The 19,768-nt window shown below is 67.1% G+C and carries 13 protein-coding genes; 7 read left to right on the forward strand and 6 right to left on the reverse strand.

Features of this window, described 5'->3' with window-relative positions; translation table 11 throughout:
* Nucleotides 1-8: 8 nt before the first annotated feature.
* Nucleotides 9-2,450, reverse strand: coding sequence for an ATP-binding protein (locus tag NA11_RS23550; RefSeq protein WP_069164151.1), 2,442 nt, complete (start codon nt 2,448-2,450; stop codon nt 9-11).
* A gap of 180 nt (nt 2,451-2,630) precedes the next feature.
* Between NA11_RS23550 and NA11_RS23555 the strand changes: the two genes are divergently transcribed.
* The 4 genes from NA11_RS23555 (at nt 2,631) to NA11_RS23570 (ending at nt 11,506) form a co-directional block, all read left to right on the forward strand.
* Nucleotides 2,631-6,419, forward strand: a complete 3,789-nt coding sequence (locus tag NA11_RS23555) for an nSTAND1 domain-containing NTPase (protein ID WP_218023371.1) — start codon at nt 2,631-2,633, stop codon at nt 6,417-6,419.
* 112 nt (nt 6,420-6,531) lie between these two features.
* Nucleotides 6,532-9,528 (forward strand): AfsR/SARP family transcriptional regulator, encoded by a 2,997-nt coding sequence (locus NA11_RS23560; protein ID WP_084654998.1) that lies wholly within the window; start codon nt 6,532-6,534, stop codon nt 9,526-9,528.
* 480 nt (nt 9,529-10,008) lie between these two features.
* Entirely contained in the window at nt 10,009-10,617 is a 609-nt protein-coding gene (locus tag NA11_RS23565) for a hypothetical protein (RefSeq protein ID WP_245746121.1), read from the forward strand.
* 94 nt (nt 10,618-10,711) lie between these two features.
* Nucleotides 10,712-11,506 carry a hypothetical protein gene (locus tag NA11_RS23570; protein WP_069164154.1) on the forward strand — a complete coding sequence of 265 codons (795 nt, stop codon included), beginning with the start codon at nt 10,712-10,714 and terminating at the stop codon, nt 11,504-11,506.
* 88 nt (nt 11,507-11,594) lie between these two features.
* Here NA11_RS23570 and NA11_RS23575 read toward each other — a convergent pair whose 3' ends face one another.
* Complete coding sequence (locus NA11_RS23575; RefSeq protein WP_069164155.1) at nt 11,595-12,044, reverse strand: SSI family serine proteinase inhibitor; 450 nt, start codon at nt 12,042-12,044, stop codon at nt 11,595-11,597.
* Between the two features lie 288 nt (nt 12,045-12,332).
* Here NA11_RS23575 and NA11_RS23580 point away from each other — a divergent pair, with 288 nt between their 5' ends.
* Nucleotides 12,333-12,827 (forward strand): hypothetical protein, encoded by a 495-nt coding sequence (locus NA11_RS23580; RefSeq protein WP_069164156.1) that lies wholly within the window; start codon nt 12,333-12,335, stop codon nt 12,825-12,827.
* On the opposite strand, the gene NA11_RS23585 is transcribed toward NA11_RS23580, so the two are convergent.
* From NA11_RS23585 to NA11_RS46160, 3 genes are all read right to left on the reverse strand, one after another.
* A complete protein-coding gene (locus NA11_RS23585; protein ID WP_069164157.1) occupies nt 12,821-14,035 on the reverse strand; it encodes a cytochrome P450 in 1,215 nt (404 codons plus the stop codon). The genes NA11_RS23580 and NA11_RS23585 overlap by 7 nt on opposite strands.
* Before the next feature lie 60 nt (nt 14,036-14,095).
* Nucleotides 14,096-15,946: an ABC transporter ATP-binding protein/permease gene (locus NA11_RS23590; protein WP_069164158.1), complete on the reverse strand. Its 1,851-nt coding sequence runs from the start codon at nt 15,944-15,946 to the stop codon at nt 14,096-14,098.
* 140 nt (nt 15,947-16,086) lie between these two features.
* A complete protein-coding gene (locus NA11_RS46160) occupies nt 16,087-17,052 on the reverse strand; it encodes a tautomerase family protein (protein ID WP_069164159.1) in 966 nt (321 codons plus the stop codon).
* A 143-nt stretch (nt 17,053-17,195) separates the two neighbouring features.
* On the opposite strand from NA11_RS46160, the gene NA11_RS23600 reads away from it, so the two are divergent.
* On the forward strand, nt 17,196-17,756 hold the full coding sequence (locus NA11_RS23600) for a TetR/AcrR family transcriptional regulator (RefSeq protein WP_069164160.1): 561 nt from the start codon (nt 17,196-17,198) through the stop codon (nt 17,754-17,756).
* A 37-nt stretch (nt 17,757-17,793) separates the two neighbouring features.
* On the opposite strand, the gene NA11_RS23605 is transcribed toward NA11_RS23600, so the two are convergent.
* Entirely contained in the window at nt 17,794-18,438 is a 645-nt protein-coding gene (locus NA11_RS23605) for a TetR/AcrR family transcriptional regulator (protein WP_084654999.1), read from the reverse strand.
* A 203-nt stretch (nt 18,439-18,641) separates the two neighbouring features.
* Between NA11_RS23605 and NA11_RS23610 the strand changes: the two genes are divergently transcribed.
* Nucleotides 18,642-19,562 carry a DUF1295 domain-containing protein gene (locus NA11_RS23610; protein ID WP_069164162.1) on the forward strand — a complete coding sequence of 307 codons (921 nt, stop codon included), beginning with the start codon at nt 18,642-18,644 and terminating at the stop codon, nt 19,560-19,562.
* Nucleotides 19,563-19,768: the final 206 nt, after the last annotated feature.

Here is a 19,768-nt window from a genome sequence, read left to right on the forward strand (position 1 = left end):
CACGCACCTCAGGTTCGCCAGCGGGCGGGGCCGCCTGCGGCGGGCTCGTAGCGGCAGAAGCGGCCGGTGCGCAGGGACGCGCGGAGGTGGGCGGCACAGTGCGGGGCAGAGGTCTCGATGCGCGACACTGTCGCGCGCAACGCCTTGGTGACGCTGATGCGGGCGCGTTCCTCTTCGGTGGAGAAGGTGCGCGAACGCCCGCCGAGTGCGGTGACTTGCCGCAGCTCCGCGCGAATCGCCTCCCGCTCGGCCTCGACCCGCCGCGAGCGGTCGATGTCACCGCTGAGGTCGGCGGCATCGGCTTCCGCGGCAAGGCGATCGAGTCGCTTGCGGTAGGCGCGGACGGCCTCGAAATCCTGGATCGGGTCTGCGGCTGTGGTTTCCACGATCGCGCCGCCGGAAGCCAATCGCGCCGCGGCGATTTCGCGTCCCGGCGAACCGACCAGGAAGCGAAGGTAGCCGATGCCGCGCGAATCGCGGAGCCGGACGCGTTCGGCACCGGCGTGCAGAATCCAGTCGTCGTCCTCACGGCGCAGTGCCCATTCGTCGGCGGCGGGCCGTCGCCGCTCCAAGAACAGGTGCATGCCCAAACGTGTTGCGATGGAGTCGGATCGGGCTCGTGCCGTCCCGGCGCGGGCTGCGTCGCCGTCATACCCGCGCTGTTCCAGCGCGTCCGCGAGCCCGGCCAGGGTGCGCGCGAGACCGGGTAGGGCACCGATGTGGTCTTCGGCGGCGGCCGCTCGCTCGTAATGCTGGACGGCGGCGGTGTAGTGGCCGAGCACGACACACAGCGCACCGAGGTGGCGCTCGACCGGACCGTTGGTCATGTTGGCGCCGAACCAGATCACGAACCGGCCCGCGTAGGGCGTCAGCACGGTCAACAGACGCTGGCACGCGACGGTGTCGGCGGTCAGCACCGCCGCCTCACATGCATCGGCCATTGCACCGAGCCACCGCGGACCCGAGCCGTCGAGCAACCGCGGGAGGACCCGCTCCAATTCGATGCCCGCCTCGTCGAGACTGCCGCGCACGGCGAGCATCCTGGCCGCCGCTGCTTCGTAATAGTGGCCGGGCGAGCGCCGCGCCGCTTCGGTGAACAGCGCGATCGAGTGGTCTATCTGCTGCACGGGCCCGCAGTCCACCGCGATCGCCGTGGTGAGTGTCGTGGCGATGCGGTCGATATCGGCGAACCGTACTCGGCGCCCGCGCGCTTGGATCGCGTCGATGAGTTCGCGTGCCGCGGCGTACCGGCCGCGCAGGATGGAGATCACGCCATGGCGTGCAACGGCGGTGATCTCGGCGACCGGGTCGCCGGAGGTCGCGCGCTCGTAGGCGGCCAGCGTGCTTTCGGCTTCCGCGATCCGGCCCGTCTCCATGAGAATCACGAACCGCCAGAATGTTCCGTGCCACTCCAGTACCTGGTTGCCGCAGGAACTTGCGAGCGCGACCATCCTGGTCACGTTCGCAAGCCGTGCCTCCAGGTCGTTCGGCGCCCAGAGTGCGTGCATTCCGGCGTGGATGACCTCGGCGATCGTTTGTGCGTCGCCTGCGCGCTCGGCCAGCTCGGTGGCTTCGGCGATCAAGGCTCGGCGCCGATCAACGGACGAGGCATCGCCCATCAGCTCGAACGCGAGACCGGCCAGCAGCGAGGCGCGCTGCGTCGGCGGCGCTGGCCGGTCCAAGGCCAATTCGAGCAGGCGAATGGTCGGCAGGTCGACGTCGAGGAAACCGATGTTGCGCCCGATCCGGCCCAGGGTCGACGCGCTCATGGTCACTCGCGGATATGTCCCGCGGTACGACGTCGCGAGCAGCGCGAGCTGAACGAGGGGATCGACGTCGTCGGGTAGTCGGCGTACCTCGTCGACGAGCGCGGCCACGGTGCCCGGCACCCCGCCGGAGGCTGCCCACACCGCGTGAGCCACGTCGGGTTGCGCGGAACCGATCAGCGCCGCGGTCTGCTCCTCGGTGAATCTCGACAGTGCGAATTCGGCGCCGACGCCTAGAGGCACGGACGACGTGACCACAAGCACGATCGGCCGGGTGGCGATGCGCGAGACGAATACGGCGAGGATCGCAAGCAGTTCGGGACCGCCCCGGTCGATGTCGTCGATGGCGATGAGTTGTCTGCCGGTGGCCAGGATCTGCGCGCAGGCCGCGTCGATCTCGACTGCAGAGGGCGCCGCGAGCAGTCGTTCGGTGTCTTCCGGTGCGCCGCCCGCGCTGCGCAGCAGACTGGCCCAGGCGAAACCGGCAGGCTGGGTGGGCAGCACGGCGATCCGGCTGACCTCGATGCCCCGGTCGGTGGCCAGTCGCACCGCGTGATCGACCAGCAGCGTCTTACCGAGACCGGTGCCGCCGACCGCGACGATGACGCCACCGCGACCCTCTGCGGTCGCCTCCAGTGCTGTCGCTATCGCCGACAGCTCCAGGTCCCTTCCGACGAAAGTCATGCGACCCACGGCCGTGCCGGCGAGGTGAGCACAACAACCTTTGCCTTCATGCCGGCTCCTTTTCGCTGTTTGGCGTTGGCGCGCTTTATTGTTCACGGCACCGGTTGTTTTGTTCCGGCGCGCGCAACCAGACAAACAATGTCCGGCCTGCGGCGCCGGTGGATGTCAGGGAGGGGCGACGTGCCTCGACAAGAGCGGCCGCTGGACTCACCCAACGGGCCGTTGGGCGTGTTCGCGGCGCAGCTGCGCCTGCTCCGGGAGCAGGCAGGTAGTCCGACCTATCGCGAGTTGAGTGCGCTCGCGCACTACTCGCCTGCCGTGCTGTCCCAGGCCGCCGCCGGGCGGAAGCTGCCGACGTTGGCGGTGACGTTGGCCTATGTGAAGGCCTGCGGCGGGGAACGAGAAGAGTGGCGGGCGCGCTGGTATGCGGTCGACACGGAGCTGGCGTTCGCCGCGGACGCCGTCAGCCGAGACGACGCGGCAGCCCCAGCACCCTACGTCGGGCTCGCCGCCTTCGAGCCGGGAGACGCCGAGCGATTCTTCGGCAGGGACGAATTGGTCGCGGACCTGTTGTCCCGGGTACGCGAGCGGCGGCTGCTCGGAGTGTTCGGCGCGTCGGGCTCAGGGAAGTCCTCGGCGCTGCGGGCAGGCCTGGTGGCAACTGCGCTCAGCGAGGGAGTGTTCGGCACCGGGCCACAGCCGACGCTGTTGTTCACGCCTGGACCGCATCCGCTGGAGGAGCTGGCGGTCCGGTTGGCGGAGTTGACCGGCGAGTCGGCGGTGACACTCAAGGCTGAGCTGACCGCGGACTCCGGCAATCTGCATCTGCGCATCCGGCAGGCGATGATCGCCCAACCCGACGGCGCCGATCTGCTGATGGTGATCGACCAATTCGAGGAAGTGTTCACCCTCTGTCGCGCGCAGCAGGAGCGGGCCGCGTTCATCGCGGCGCTGATCGCGGCGTCGACCGCGTCGACCAGTCGAGCCAGGGTGGTGCTCGGCGTGCGCGCCGACTTCTACGGCCACTGCCTGCAGTACCCCGAGTTGGTTGCCGCGCTGCGTGATGCCCAGGTCCCGGTGGGTCCGATGAGCGCCGATCAGCTCAGGGATGCCATCGTTGAACCCGCCACTCGCGCAGGCCTTATCGCGGAGACCGCACTGGTTTCCCGGTTGGTCGCCGAGGCGGCAGGGCAACCGGCGGTGTTGCCGTTGCTGTCGCACGCGTTGCTCGAGACCTGGCGACGCAGGCGCGGCACCCGGCTCACCCTGGTCGGCTACGAGGAGACGGGCGGCATCGACCAGGCCATCGCCCACACGGCCGAGCAGGTCTACAACGGTCTCGGCGCGAGCGAAAAGCAGCTGGCGCGTGGGCTTTTCCTGCGCCTGACCGCACCCGGCGAAGGCACCGAGGACACCAGACGCCGGGTGCCGCGGGCCGAACTGGACGTCGACCCGGCCACGACCTCGGTGCTCGAGACCCTGACCAACGCACGTCTGGTGACCGCCGACCGCGACCACGTTCAGATCGCGCACGAGGCACTGATCCGCGGCTGGCCGCGGCTGCGGGGCTGGCTCGACGACGACCGCGACGGACTGCGCGTGCACCGCCATCTCACCGATGCCACGCAAGCCTGGGAATCGGTCGACCGGGATCCCGGTGCGCTGTATCGCGGTGCGCGCCTTACCCTTGCGCGTGACTGGGCCGCGGGTAACGACGCGACGCTGACCGACCGGGAACGGCGATTCGTCGCGGCGAGTGTGGCGGCCGAGGCCGCCGAGCAGGAAGCGGCCCGGCGGCGGACCAGGCGCCTGCGCCAGCTCGTCGCGTTGCTCACCGTGCTGTTGCTGATCGTGGCGATCTCGACCGTGTACGCGATGCGCGCCGAGCACACCGCCAAGGAGCAACGCGACCTCGCCGTCGCGCAGAAGGTCGTCGTCGAGGCGCCGACTCTGGCCGAGACGGATCCCGGTCTGGCAGGCCAGCTCGTGCTGTCCGCATACCGGCTCGTCCCGACCATCGACACCCGCAGCGGCCTGCTCAGCGCCGCCGCGCGGCCACGGTTCACTCGACTGGATCATCCGGACACGGTCACCTCGGTGTCGTTCAGTCCGGACGGGCGGCTGCTGGCCACCACCGACGACGACCGCCAGGTCCGGTTGTGGAACGTCGCAACGCTTGCCGAGCCGCAGGTACTGGCCGGGCACACCGGAATCGTGACATCGTCGGCCTTCCGCGGGGATGGTCAGGTGCTGGCGACGGGCAGCGAGGACAGCTCGATTCGGTTGTGGGACATGACCGATCGCGGCAGGCCGCCCACGGTCCTGCCGACCACAGCGCCCGTTCGGTCGGTGGCGTTCAGCCCCGACGGCGCCGTCCTGATCTCCGGCGGTGACGACAAGATCGTGCGGTTGTGGAACGTCGCCGATCCCCGCAACGCCCGTCAGATCGGGACGCTGGACGGATTCACCGACGCGGTGACGGCGGTCGCGTTCAGCGCGGACCGGCGCACCGTCGCCACCGCCGACGGCAGCGTGCGGCTCTGGGATCTCAGCGATCCCGGCCGCGCGCGGCCGATCGGCGCGCTGGCGGAGGGACAGAAGGTCTCGACGCTCGCCTTCGGCCCGGACGGACGCAGCCTGCTCACCGGCGGTGCGGACAACACCGCCCGCCTCTGGGACCTCGGAATGCCGGACCGCGCGGCGGTTCTCGCAACGTTCCCCGGCCACACCGATGAGGTGAAGGCGGTGGCCATCAGCCAGGACGGCCGGACCGTCGCCGTCGCCAGCGCCGACCGGACCACCACGTTGTGGAACATCACCAATGTCCGCGAGCCGAGTCTTCTTGGCCAGAACGGACATACCGAAGGCGTCTACGCCGTCACGTTCAGCCCGGACAGCCGTCTCCTGGCGACCGGAAGTTGGGACAACTCGGCTCGAGTGTGGCCGCTGCCGGGGCCGGTCCTGACCGGTCACACCGACCTGGTGCTGACCGTGGCGTTCAGTCCGGATGGCCGGGTCATGGCCTCGGCAGGCTGGGACAGTGTCCTGCGCATCTGGGACACCACCGACATGACCCGCCCCGCCGTCCTCAGCACCCTTGCGTACCCGAAACGGCTGCGGTCCATCGCATTTCGGTCGGACGGCAGGATCATGGCGGTCGCCGCGGACGACGGGTTCGTGCACCTGTGGGATCTCGCCGATCCGGCCCGTCCGGTCCGGTCCGGCGTGCTCGCCGGGCATACCGGAACCGTGCGCGCCGTGGCGTTCAGCCCCGACGGACGCACCCTGCTCACCGGCGGCGAGGACCACACCGCACGACTGTGGGACGCCACCGACCCGAGCAAACCCCAGCAGCTCGCAGTCATGGACGGCCACACGGATCGCGTGCTGGCCGTCGCGTTCAGCTCGGACGGCCACACCGTGGTCACCGGCAGCTACGACCGCACCGCCCGCCTGTGGGATGTCACCGACCCGCGACGGCCGACCTCGGGGGCCGTTCTCGCCGGGCACACCCATGTCGTGCGCGCGGTGGCCTTCAGCCCGGATGGCCGCACGGTGGCCACGGCGGGGTGGGACAGCACCGCCAGAGTGTGGGACACCGCCGGGCGCCAACTTGCCACGCTGACCGGACACACGGGCCAGGTCAACGGCGTCGCTTTCAGTTCCGACGGAAGGACATTGGCGACGGCAGGCAATGACGGCTCTGTTCGGCTCTGGGATGTCCGCCGACCCGATCACCCCGAGGCGCGAGCCATCCTCTCCGGGCACACCGACCTCGTCTACGCGCTGGCATTCCACCCGGACGGGCACACCCTGGCCTCGGCGGGGCGCGACCGCGCCATCCGCATCTGGGAAACCGATGTCGATCAGGCGGTCCAGCGGGTGTGCGACTGGAACGGACCCACGATCACCGAAGCCGAGTGGGCCACCCGATTCGGCCAGTATCCCTACCATCCGCCCTGCTCCTAGCGACAATCGCAAGGTGTGACAGTCGAAGGCACGATTCGTTACCACCGAGGGAACGCCTACCAGGTGTGGATCGGTTTGTGAGGGGGATTGTGCTGGTGGTGGGTGTTTTTCGATGATAGGGACGCTTGGGGACTTCGGGTCGCGTTCGGGCTACGGGGCTGCCCCTGATGCCGCAGAGGTGCAGATTCTCGGCCCCGTGCGGGTCGTCGACGGCGACCGCGACGTCGGCGTCGATCGTCCGTTGGAGCGGGCCGCGCTGGTCCGGCTCGCACTGGCGCGTGGCACGCCGGTCTCGGACGGGCAACTGGCCGTTGATCTCTGGGGGGATGGGGAGCTGAACCGGCCTGCCGCGCGGCTGCGGGTGTTGATTTCGCGGCTGCGTGCGGCACTCGGCACCCACGGTCACGCGGTGGTGCGATCGCCCGCGGGGTACTGGACCACCGTTGCCGTCGGCGATCTGCTCGCGGCCGAGTCGGCGGCGGAACGAATGCACGCGGCTCGGCGGGCAGGCGACCATGCGGCGGTGCGGTCGGCCGCCGACGCCGCGTTACGGTGCTGGCGCGGCCCGGCTTTGGCGGATCTGATGTCCGCGCCGTTCGCCAGTGCGGAGGCGGCTCGGCTCAGCGAGTGGCGGCTGAGCTTGGTCGTGGCAGGCTTGGAGGCGACGTTGCAGCTCGGTTCCGGCGTCGAAATGGCAACGGAACTAGCCACTTTGGTGTCCGAGCATCCGCTGCACGAGCCGCTCGCGCGGTTGTATGCCTTGATGCTGTATCGAACCGGAAGTCAGGCCGATGCCCTGGATCGGCTCGGCCGGTTGCGGCGGACCCTGTCCGAAGAGCTCGGTGTCGACCCGACACCGGAAACCGCCGAGCTCGAGTTGCGCATCCTCCGGCACGATTCCTCGTTGCAACCACCGAGGCTGCGCTATGCCGCCGCGATCGATAGCGCCAAAAGAACTGCCATCACCGGACATTCGGCAGCCAACGACACGTTCGTCGGCAGGCGGCGTGAGCTCGCGGACGTGCTCGACGGTCTCGAGCAGCGCGGCGTGGTGACCGTGGTCGGCGGGCCGGGGAGCGGCAAATCCCGGCTTGCGCTGGAGGTAGCGCAACGCGTCGCCGACTCCGGCGTGCCCGTGGTGTCCGTCGAACTGACGCCGATGCATCGCAAGGATTCGCTGTACCGGGCCATTGCCGTCGCGGTCGCAGGCGATGCTGGACCGGAGACCTGTCGAGAGTGGGTCACCGGCGCGTTATCGGGTGCGCTGCTGCTGCTCGACAACGCCGAGCACATGGTCGATGAGCTCACGGTGACACTCGCCGGACTGATGGCGCAGGTCCCCGGGCTCACCGTGCTGGTGACCTCGCGACGAAAGCTGGAGTTTCCCGGCGCGGTCTCGTTGCGGGTCGGGCCATTGGACGAGGCCGCGGGCCTCGAGTTGTTCGCCGAGCGCGCCCTTCGGCCAGTCCCGGCCGGCGAGCAGCCCGAGCTGGCTGCGGTGTGCGCCGCGGTGGACTGGCTGCCGCTCGGCATCGAACTGGCCGCCGGCCTCACCTCGACCTCGAGCATTCCGCAACTCGCGCAACGGATCGACGAACGGATCCGGCTGCTCATGGACGGCCGACGCGAGGCGGGCGACGATCGGCATGTCGGCCTGCGCGCAGTGTTGGACTGCAGCTACGCGCTGCTCGATCCGCTGGAACAGGCAGTGCTACGCCGGATATCGGTGTTCGCGGGTGGATTCGCGCTCGAATCGGCCGAGTGGGTGGTGCCGTCCGGTCGCCTCGAAAAGGACGATGTCGCGCCGGCATTGGCGCGGCTGGTGGACCGCGGCCTGGTCGCCGTGTCGATGGATGCGGGCACCCGGCGCTTCTCGCTGCGGGAAACGGTGCGGGACTACGCCTCCACCATGCTGGTCGAGGCCGGAGAGCGGGCGTCAACCCGGCAACAGCACGTCGCCTGGTGCCTGGAGTTGGTGCGCGCTGCCGACGACGCCGGGCCCGACAGCGCTACTGCCGCGGCGTTCGCCGAGTGGCCGAACGTGTTGGAGGCCTTGGAGTATTCGGCGGGCGCGCCATGGGAACATCTCGGGCTGGAACTGGCCGTGGCCATGCATACCCCATGGAAGGAACGCGGGCGGTATCGCGATGCGATCAGGCACTTCGAAGCGCTGATCACTGCCGCTGCGGCAACCCCTGCGGAACGCGCAAACGCGTTGAGCAAGTACGCGTTTCATCTGCTGATGGCCGATCGGCTCGACGAATCGGCGGAGGTGTTCGGCAAAGCCGGCGAACTGGCGGCAACAATGGACGACGACGGGCTCGTGCTCGAGATCTGCTACTACCGAGGGATCGTCGACATCAAACGCGGTCAACTCGGGGCAGCCGTCGCCACGTTGGAAGCCGGAGAAATGCATGCGCGGCGCAACGGTGACCGGAAACGAATGCCGTTGTTCGCGAACGCCAGTGGTGCCGCCGAACTGTTCGCCGGGCTGCCCGACGCCGGCATCGCCAACATCGAGCGAGCGATCAAGCTCCACGAAGAGTCCGGCAACGACCACGAGCTCGCCCGTGCACTCAACAATCGGGCAGCCGCGCTGCTGGCCCTGGGCCGAAGTGCGGACGCACTGGCTGCTGCCGACGAATCCGACAACTGCGTCCGGCGTTCCGGCAGCTACGCCAAGCGCGTGGACGAACGCCGGGTCCTGTCCCACAACGAGTTGATCCGTGCCGCCGTAGAACTGGCAGCCAATCGTCTGGACAACGCGGAACGGCATTGCCGCACCGCACAGTCCTTCCTGAACGGCGGCATCAGCATGGCCGACATCGATCTGGCCTGGGTGCTGATCCGCAAAGGCGAACTGGCCGAGGCGAGGTCGCTACTGGACAAGGTGTACGCCCACGTCATGCCGGGCGGCATCCAGTGGCTGGCGGTCCGCCCGGTCTCCGCCGCCCTCGCCCTCGCCACCGGCGAAGCGGAGACCGCCGCACTGCTCGTCGGACAGACAACCGGGTACTACGCCAGGTCAGGATTCGGTTGGCAGCGCCACGTCGATCGACTCCGAGATGTGCAACAGCAACTCGCCTCGCGCAGGTCTGTGCGGGAATAGCAACGCTGCTGGCTGAACGAGTCAGATGCTGCCGCAGCAGATCTGGCGAGGAGCGCGTGCGGCTTCGGTGAAACACCGTTGAGACACCGGTGAGACGGCGGTGTTGAAGACTTTCTTCGTTCCTGGGAGTTAGTGCTATCCCACGTCGTGCTCGGTACACCACGACGCTCCTGCCGGAGGGGAGAGTCCTTGTCGGCAAAGACGGCGACAAGGACTCCAGGCAGCTGCGTTGTGAATTACGGGTAGTGCCGCGTACCACGACCTGCTAGGCGAAGAAAGTTTCGAATCATGTACGACATCATCACTTTTCGAGGTACCGGCGAACCCAGGGGGCCTGGCGGTGCGCCGAGCGGAATGGTGGCCTCGGTCACCGATCTGTTGGATCCTTCGAAATTCCGCTGTGTGGAGCCGATTTGGCCTGCGCAGATCAGTTCCTTCGGCCCCGGTGGGACGGTGTTTTCGCCGTCGTTGGAGCGGTCTGTGGCGATCGGCGTCGCCGCGGGGGTCGCGGCGATCCGCGACACCGACAACGTCTGTGGGCTGATCAGCTACTCGCTCGGTGGGATCTGTGCGAGCACGATTCTCGAGGGTGTGGCGTCGGGGGAGTTCACCAACGCCGACGGAAGTCCGCTCGACATCGCGTTCGCGATATTCATTGCCAATCCGCTACGCAGGCGCGGTGATTCGGTGCATGACAGGTGCGCCGACGACACGCACGGATTGCACGGTGAGCATGGCCCGTGGCCGGATCTGGATGTGCGGGAATACGCCAACCCGTTCGACATCATTACCGCGAGCCCACCCGAATCGCCGCTGCGGTTCGTCGACGCGGCGGTCGGTCCGTTCTCTTTGGTCGAAGGTGCTCGGCTCGGCAATACGGGTCCGATGATCATCAGCGAACTCGTGCAGATGGTGACCATCAACCCGAAGCAGAACGTCCATCGGTATCTCGCGGCGATCGAAGGTACCGCCGGATATCTCACGCCGTGGCCGCGTGGCACCCACACGGGCTACTCGGGCCAGGAGTTCGACAACACTGGACAGACGTGGACCCAACACGCTGCCCACTACTTGAATTCGAAGTACTGACGAGCCGGGCGTGGGCGGAGGGACTTTGGCCCCTGCCTGCGCGATGCAGATCGTGGCACAGTCGATAGACGAGGGGCGACCAGGAGCGTCGATCATGAATGCTGCCGCACAACGCCGTTGGGTGAGCGCAATGCTGCTGACTGCTGTCGCATTGACCGTGTCAGTCGCGTGCGGTGAGAGTGGGCGTGGCAGCCCGACTTCGACACCTACGGGTACGCCAACGTCGCAATCGGCCGGTCCGACCTCGGCTGCTTCTTCCACTCCCGGCGCGCCGACTGCACCCGATCGCTTCGGGTATCAGCCGCTGTGGCCGTTCGACAGTGTTGCCGCCGCGGACGCGTGGCAGCGTGCCTATCGCGATGGTGGGCATCAGCCGTGGCATCTCGATGCAGAGACGACCGCCTTGTCGTTCACCCAGCAGTATCTGGGCTATGCGAATGTCGACACGGTGGTGGATACCTCGGTCCGTGGTGAACAAGCCTGGGTGAGTGTGGGTTTCGACAATCCGAACGGTGATTCGGTGACTGCGGCGGTGGTGCATCTTGCCCGCATCGGCGCCGGGGAGGACGCGCCGTGGGAGGTGGTCGGCACCGAGGACAGCACCCTCACGGTGACCGAACCCGGTTACGGGACAACGGTGAAGTCGCCGATCGCCGTCAGCGGCGTGCTGTCCGGCGTCGATGAGAGTCTTCGGCTGCGAGTCCTCCGTTCGGACCAGCAGCTGCCCATCGGTGAGCGCGCGGGGATTCCTGCGGGCGGCACGAATGCACCCTGGACCGCGAGCATCCCGTTCGCGACGAACTGCCCCGCCGTGCTGACCGTCGCGGTCGCCACCGGCGGGCACGTGGCGGACGTCGAGCGATTTGCCGTCACCGGCGTGCGGTGCTGAGTCAGCCGAAGGCGCGGCGGGCCGAGGACTACCTCGGTGTAGTCCTCGGCCCGCCGCCCCGGGAAAGGGGGCATGAGGTGCGCAACGGTTACGCGGGAGCTTCGGGCAGCAGCGGTACGAGGCTGTCCCAGCGCCTGATCTCGCATCCGTTCGTCCGATTGAACGTCGCGTCTACTGGACGCCCCGCCCAGGTTCCTGCGACATGGGCAACCTCGGGTCCGCCGTACTGCTGCGTGCAGATGGCGTCTGCCGGCACCGGCGCGAAGGGATCCTGTTCCGGTCCGAAGCCTGCCAACTTCGCGCAGGCCGCGTCCACAGCGGAATGGTCGCCGGCGGCGGGGTTGCACCACAGGTCAAATGTCCCGTTGGCGTTCGGGTTTGCGCTGTTGGACACCGTCAATACCAAGTGATCACGGCCGACTGGCTCGGCGGGGGCGGATCCCATTGCACATCCCGAAGCTAGGACAGCCATCGCGGCCACGGCGGCGGCACTGACAGAACGTCGCTTGAAACTGCGGGTTCTGGTGAGTGCGTTCATGACGCGGACTCGGGCCATGAGGGTGTGAGCGGTCATCGAGTGTTTTCTCCTGTGCGTCGCGGGTACGGACCGAACGACTAGCAATATCGACCGTAGGCGACCGATCTTCAGCAATGGTTGAGCAATCATTAGGGATCTCTCAGAGAGTGCTGGAAGATCCGATCTCCCAGGTCGAGGGCCTGTCGTCTCTGCTAGCGTGAGAGTTTGCCTGGGAATTGCCCGGCTGCGTCGGTGCACGATGCGCGCGAACCGGTCGATCCCGTGCCGATCTGAGCAAGGATGGGAGTCATGATGCGAAGCGTGCTGAAGTTCGCGGCAGTGTCGATTCTGCCGATGTTCGCAGTCGTAGTATCCGCGGGCCCTGCCGCCGCGGCGCCGGTGTATTTCGAACCCGCACATATCGATGGCGGACCGGGATGTTCGGGAAAGGTCACCGCTGAGGTTTCGGCGAGTCAGGGGCAGCAAGCCCGGGAATTCGCCGACTTCCACGATAGTTCGGCGCGAGTGACGGTGAACTTTGCCCGCGACGCCGCGAGCGATCCGTTCGGCTCGCTGTCGGCCGCGCCGGGCGGCGGAAACAATTGCTCGATCCCGGTAACGGTCACGATGCGCAATCTGGGCACCGGCGCGAGCAAAACCGAAACCCGCAGCACCCAGTACGACGGCCATTACGGCTGGAACGTCGCCTTCTTCACGCTCGAAGGCTCGGGCCAGGTTGCCGTTCAGGTGAGCACGAACCCCACCCCGAACGAGCTGATCATCGACGTGCCCGCGCCTTACTGAGCCGACGGCCACGACCAGCGAACCGGTAAGGAGTGCATCCCATAGATGCCCTCCACTCCGGTCGCTTCCGGAGTTCCGTCCAGTGTCAGCTCGGGCATCCGGGTCGCGAGATAGGTCAGGGCTTCGGCGAGTTCGGCGCGGGCGAGGTTCGCGCCGAGACAGTAGTGGGTGCCCGCGCCGAAAGTGAGGACGCGGGTATCGCGTTCGGCGGTGATGTCGAAGTCGTTGCCGTCCGGCGGTTCCCGGTTGGCTCGCTCGGCGCAGATGGCGAGGATCGTGTTCTCCGGGAACGTCACGTCGCGGTATTCGATGGGCGCGACGCAGATTCGTGCGGTGAACGGGGTGATCGGCTCCAGCCGTAGGATTTCCGCCACTGCCTGATCGACCAGTTCGGGACGGTCGCGCAGCAGCGCCCATTGATCGGGGTGCTCGGCGAACAGCCGGATGCCATGGGCGAGTTGGCTTTGCGTGGTGTCGACGCCGCCGGCAAGGACGTTGAGCACCAGGTTCACGCACTCGTCGTGGGACAGTCCTGCACCCTCGTCTTCGGCAGCGAGCAGTGCCCCGACCAGGTCGTCGACGGGTTCGCTCCGATGGCGCGCGAGGAGCGTCTCGACGTAGGCGTATGCCTCGTCCAGCGCCTCTTCGATGCGCGGCAGTTCGGTGGACAGCGCCTTGACGTCGAACTGTTTCTGGATCCAGTTCGACCACTCGTGCAGGCGCGGCGCGTCGTCCTCGGATGCGCCGAGCACCGTCGAGATCATGAGCGAGGCATATGGTTTCGCGACCGTAGCGACGAATTCACAGGATGTCGACGGGCCGATATCGGCACCGATCCTGGCCAGGAACTCGCGCATCGTCGGGCGCCAGCGATCCGCCGCATGCGGGGTGAAGGCCGGACCGACGAGCTTGCGCAGCCGACGATGCACGTCGCCGGACAGGTTGAGAATATTGGCGTCGATGTGGTCGGCGAGCCTGCCGCCGCGCACTCCGAAGAACTCGGCGATCTCGCGTCCAGGGAACGCCGTGTGGCGTGACCGCAGAAAGAACTCGCCCGCCGCACGTTCCAGCACCACGAAACCGAGTGGCGCGCGGGCCAACCACCCCTGCGCGGCTACTGCGGCCAGCCGCTCGTGGTAGACGGCCCCGGTCAGATCCGGTGCCAGATAATCGAATTCGGGCAGGTCCAACGCGGTGACAGCGGTCATGACACTCAGTATCACCAATCGACAAGCAGTACGGCCGACTTCGCCGAACAGCGGTAGCCGTCAGGCGGGCGCCACCTTGTTGGGTTCGAGCGACCAACCGCCGTCGCCGTCGAGCACCAGCCTTGCGGTGTGGTGCTGGTCCACCGTGGCGCGGTGTGCGGTGCTGACCACGATCAGGTCGGGCAGGTCGGTGCGAATCAGCCGGTACAGGGCGAGTTCCAGTTCCTCGTCCACGGCTGAGGTGGCCTCGTCCAGGAATGCCGCGGCGGGGCGGAGCAGAATGACCCTGGCGAAAGCGAGACGTTGCTGCTCGCCAGGGGAGAGGATGCTCGCCCAGTCGGCCGTCTCGTCCAGCCGGGGGACCAGGTGATCCAGCCGCACCTTTGCCAGCGCCGCGCCGAGTGCCGCATCCGTGGTCGTATCGGGGGTCGCCGGATAGATTGCTGCTGAGCGGAGGTCGCCGAGCGGGAGATAGGGCAGCTGGGACAAGAACATGGTGTCGGTCGGCAGTCCGGCGATACCGCTTGTGTACGGCCATAATTCGGCGATCGCGCGGAGCAGGGTGGTCTTGCCGCTGCCGGAGCGGCCCTTGATCACCACCGCATCCCCCGCGCGTAGTCGCAGCCGCAGATCCGCGATGAGTACCTCACCGTCGGGCTTGGCCACCATGACCTTGTCCAGCTCCACCGCGTCGTCGAGCGTGCGTGCCCCGATCGCGGGCAGCTCGTGCGCCTCCGCGCAGGCTTTGCGCAGGCCGTCCAGTCGCATCAGGGTGGCGCGGAAGGCGGCGAAATCACGATAGCTGTTGCGGAAGAACGACAACGAGTTCTGGATGTGGCCGAAGGCCGCGGTCGTTTGCTGCACATCGCCGAGAGTCAGTTTGCCCGCGAAGAATTGCGGTGATTGCAGCAGCCACGGCAGGATCAGGGCCACCTCGTTGGCCGCCTGGTTCCAGCCGATGAACCAGGTGGTGCGCAGCACCAGCCGGTGGTAGATGCTCAGCACTTTCGTGAAAAGCGTTAACAATGACCGCTTTTCGGTGGCTTCACCACGATAGAACGCGACTCGCTCGGCGTTGTCCCGCAAACGCACCAGCGCGTAACGGAAGTGTGCCGTCGCGGCCTGGTAGTCGAAGCCGAGCCGGATCAGCGGGCGGCCGATCCAGAAGGCGCCGCTGGTGGCGACCAGCACGAAGGTGAAGAGCAAAAACACCATGGCCCTCGGTATTTCGAGACCGAACAGGCTCAGCGGCGCCGACAGCTCCCACAGGATCTTGGTGAACGACACCACCGAGAGCACCGCGGTCACCGCACCGAGCGACAGCGCTCTGGTGCTGGAGATCATGTCGCCGACGTCCTGCTGGATGCGCTGATCGGGGTTGTCGATGGGTTCATCGATGAATCGAGTCCGGTAGTACGCCCGGTCGTCGATCCATTCGGTGCTCACATGCTCGGTCAGCCAACGGCGCCAATCGATCTCGAAATGCTGGCCGAGGAAGAAGTCGAGCTGAGTCCGGGCTATGTCGACGACGGCGAGCACGCCGAACATGGCCAGTGCGTGCACAAAAGCGCGCTGGGCCGCGTCGAGCGCGGCCTGGTCCGCTCGCCCCATCGCCTCGGCGGCTTTCTGCAGCGCCGTGAACATGTCGTTGCCCTGATAGGACAGCAGCACCTGAACGCGAACCATCAACACCGCGCTGAACAGCAGCGCCGCCGCGTACGCGCAGGAACGCAGCGCGGTCCGCCCGGTGAAGTAGGCCGCGGTCACCCGCCGGAACTGCTTGCCCCACTTGGTGGTCCGCAGCAACACCACCGCGCACACCAGGAAGACCACGCAGGTGCTGGCAAACGCGATCAGCACCCACCGTGCCGACTCGGCCAGCACGTCGCTCCAGTCCCGGGTCGCCAGCACCGCGGCCTCCGATCGCCTAGGGTCGATCAGCAAGTCGAGCGCCCGCCGCCTTGCGAGCAATCCCAAACGTTACTGCCTACCTGGGCAAACGCAGTGGAACCAACACGCAGCGTCGGCTTACCCGCCGCGGTGTCCGCGGATCAGCGTGGCGCGTCGACGCGCTGGAGCGATCCCGCCTCTGTCCTTGCGTCAGGCGTTCGGGGCTGTTCGTGGATGAATACCCACACTCGTGCGCCGTCGGTGACAGCCAGTCCGGCGGCGGTGCGGATGTCGGCGGTCAGGTCGCGGACCATGGCTGCTTTGTCCGGAGACGAGATGGCGGGCACGGTGACGTCGATGCGGAACCGGGACAGGTTGTCCTCGGTGCTGCCGAAGGCGTCGCCGGGAAGTTCGTCGATCCGGATCGAGCCCGATCGATCGAGGTCGGTGGTGTCGTGCCTGCGTCGCACTGTCGTGGCCAGTGTCTTTCGCAGTGCCTGTCGGTCGCCGTCGGTGAGGATCCCGGTGGGCATCGTGAGCTGAACAATCGGCGCGAGCGGCTCCGGGTTCGCGGTGGCGAGGGACAGGCCGCTGACGTGCCGGATACCCGGTGCCGTCCGGTCACGGTCGGTGCTCCGGCGACGGTCACGAGAGCTCCGCACGACGACGAGGGCAAGCGCGGCGACGCGGGCTGGGAGGCGTCGGATCTGTAGTCGCCCGAACGTTTCCATGACCGCCGTGACCTCGGCGAAGGGGACGATGTGGCCTGCCACACCCCAGGTGCCTGCAGGCTGCTCGTGGATCAGCACCGACGGCAACAGGCGATCGGCGACGGTCGGCGCTGCGGCCGCGCGGATGTTAGCGATCAGGTCGCGGATCAAGGCTGCTTTGCGCTGGTCGGACATGACTCCGGCGGGCACGGTGACATCGATGTTGACCCGCAGCGGCTCGTTCGTGGCAGGGTCGGCGGGGAGTTCGTCGATCCGGGACCAGGTGGCTTTGCGAAAGAAGGTGATATCGGGTGCGCCTTCCCATTTCCGCAGTGTCGCCGCCATCGTCGTCCGCAACGCCTGTCGGTTGTCGGCAGCGAGCACTCCGGCGGGCATGGTTACGTGGAGCATCGGCATGTCGGACTCCGTTTCTGCTGGCAATCACCGATCGTCATGGGAGCTTTGGGTGTGTCGGCGCGTCTATGTCGATCGACATAGAGTGTTGCGAGTATGATCTATGTCGATCGACATAGTCAAGAGGTGCGAAAGGGGAGCCGCTAGTGGCAGGCGATACCCGCAAGCGCATGATCCGTCAGGCGGCGCAGCTGTTCCGGGCGCAGGGATACGCGGGAACCGGGATTCGGGAGGTCGCTGAGCGCGCCGGATCGAACCGTGGCGTGATCTATCACCACTTCCCCGGCGGGAAGACGGAAATGGCCACAGAGGTCATGGCCTACATCGACGGCATGGTCAGCCCGGGCATCGCCGCGGTGTGCGCTGCGCAAGAACCGATCCCGGCGATGCGCGCCATCCTGGAAGCCGCGAAACTGGTCATGGCCAGCGGCGATCAGCCGGCCGGATGCACCGTCGCGGCGATCGCGCTCGGCGCCGGCCCCGACGAGCAGCCCTTACGGTCGACGGCGCGTGAGGTCTTCCGGCGCTGGCAGGAGCCGTTCCGGGAATGCTTGGCACGCAACGGTTTCAGTGCGGCAGACGCCACGAATCTGGCCACCCTGGTCATCGCCGGAATGGAAGGCGCGCTAGTCCTGTGTCGGACCGAGGGCAACACCGATCCCTTGGACCGGGTAGCCGCGGCGCTGGAGCGTGCACTGAAAGCCTAGAACGCGTTGCGGCACAACCTGATTGTGTGTGAATGCGTCATCGCGATTGGTGTGGGATGCCGAGCAGTGCGGCGAGCACGTCGTGGAGGACGTCGAGGTCGCCGCTGAGGCCGATGACGGCGTCGTTGTAGAGGAATGCTTCGTTCAGGCGCGCGAGGGCGTACGCCAGCGTTGCGGGCTCCAGGGGCGGTTGGTAGCCGTCTTCGTTGACCGCGCGTTCGATCAGTGCGGTCACCAAAGCGACGGCACCGGGTTGGAAGGTGCCTGCCGCGGAGGTGAGGACCTGGAGCGCCGCTCGTTGCTCCAGCTCGATGTAGGCGCGAAAGGCGTTGTTGGTCATCAGCTTACGGTTGAACCCATCGATGGTCTGCAGTACCCGATGTGCTCCGGTCGCGTCGTTGGCGCGTTGCTCCGCGCGGCGGAACAGCACGGTGCAGTCGGTGAGCAACAACGTGCCGATGAGTCCTTCCCGCGAGCCGAACCAGCGGTAGATGGTTGCTCGGCCGAGCCCGAGTTCGGCGGCGATCGCTTGGACGTCGATGCGCTGTTCGGCGGTGAACTGGCGCCGCGCGGCGACGAGCACATCGTCGGGTTGTGCTGCGGCGGGGCGGCCGCGGCCCGCGGGATTGGCCCCTGCCTGCCACCCTTCGGCAGGCGGGGTCGATCTCGGCGCCGGACTCATGCGGGCGAGGTTACCGGCGCGAGAGGAGGGCCCGGCGGACGAGCCGTCCCCGCGTAGGCGTGGTGTGCTGCGGATCTCATCCTCCCTGATCGGTCATGGGCATGCAGCCCCTGGCCGATTATGTTACACATTACGAATATGTCTTATAGTCGGTTGTTGGCAGGTCGCTTACCCACACTTCCGCGCACCCCGGAGCGAGATCGATGAAACAACGAATCACGACCTATGTGCTGTTCGCCGCAGGCTGGATCCTGCTGCTGACCGCCGCGCCGACGGCGCACTTCGCCGCCTGGAACCTGCTGATACAGCTGGCGATCTTCATCCCGGTAGTGGCCATCCCCGCCTGGCGCACCGGCCGCATGTCCTCCGTCGACATCGCCTGGCCACTCGGCCTGGCCGCCATCGGCCTTCAGACCTTCATTTTCGCGGAATCGTTGACGCCACTGACCATTACGGTCGGCGCGTGCTACACCGTCATCGGCGCCCGCATGGGAATCTGGGGCATCCACATGTGGCGCCGCGGCGAATTCGACCACGAGCTACCTCGCTACGTCTATCAACGCCGTCGCTGGGAGCGCGCTGGATTCCGCAGTGAACGAGTCTCATTGCAGTTCGAGCTCTCGGTCCAGGCGCTGGCGAACGCCACCTTTCTCGCGATGCCGGCGATACTGATCTCCACCAACCACTCGACCCGGCTCACCGCCGTCGAATGCCTCGCGATCCTGGTGTGGCTCATCGCCTACGGACTCGAAAGCCTCTCGGATCTGCAGAAGAGTCGCTTCGCCGCCGCGGCGATCGCCAGCGGCAACCGGACATCGATTTGCGATGTCGGCCTCTGGCGCTACAGCCGCCATCCCAACTACTTCTTCCAATGGACTCAGTGGGTAGCGCTAGCGATCCTGGCCGTGCCGTCGGCGGTCGCGTTGCACGACCGCGTCTCGGTCGCGCAGGTGGCCTTGTTGATCTTTGGCCTGGGTCTCGCGGTCTACCTCATGTACAACACCCTGGTGGTCTACACCGGCGCTGTCCCCGCCGAGTACTACAGCGTGCGCAAACGGCCCGCCTACGCCGAATACCAGAAGACCGTGAACCGCTTCGTCCCCGGCCGGCGACGTTCGATCTGACCCTCCCCGGCTCGGTGGCGACGAGTTTGCCCTGCTCGGTGAAATACCCATGGCCGCAGCGGAAGCCACCGCGGATCGGTGGCGGCAAGGTCATCGCCGGGATGTAGCGGGCGCACGGCTCGTTGTGGATTCTGGTCGGTCACGCCGTCGAAGGCTGAGATCTTTTGCCGGGCAATTGGTTACATCGATCTGATCGAGTGACTGCG

Source organism: Nocardia altamirensis NBRC 108246 (assembly GCF_001612685.1).
GTDB lineage: Bacteria > Actinomycetota > Actinomycetes > Mycobacteriales > Mycobacteriaceae > Nocardia > Nocardia altamirensis.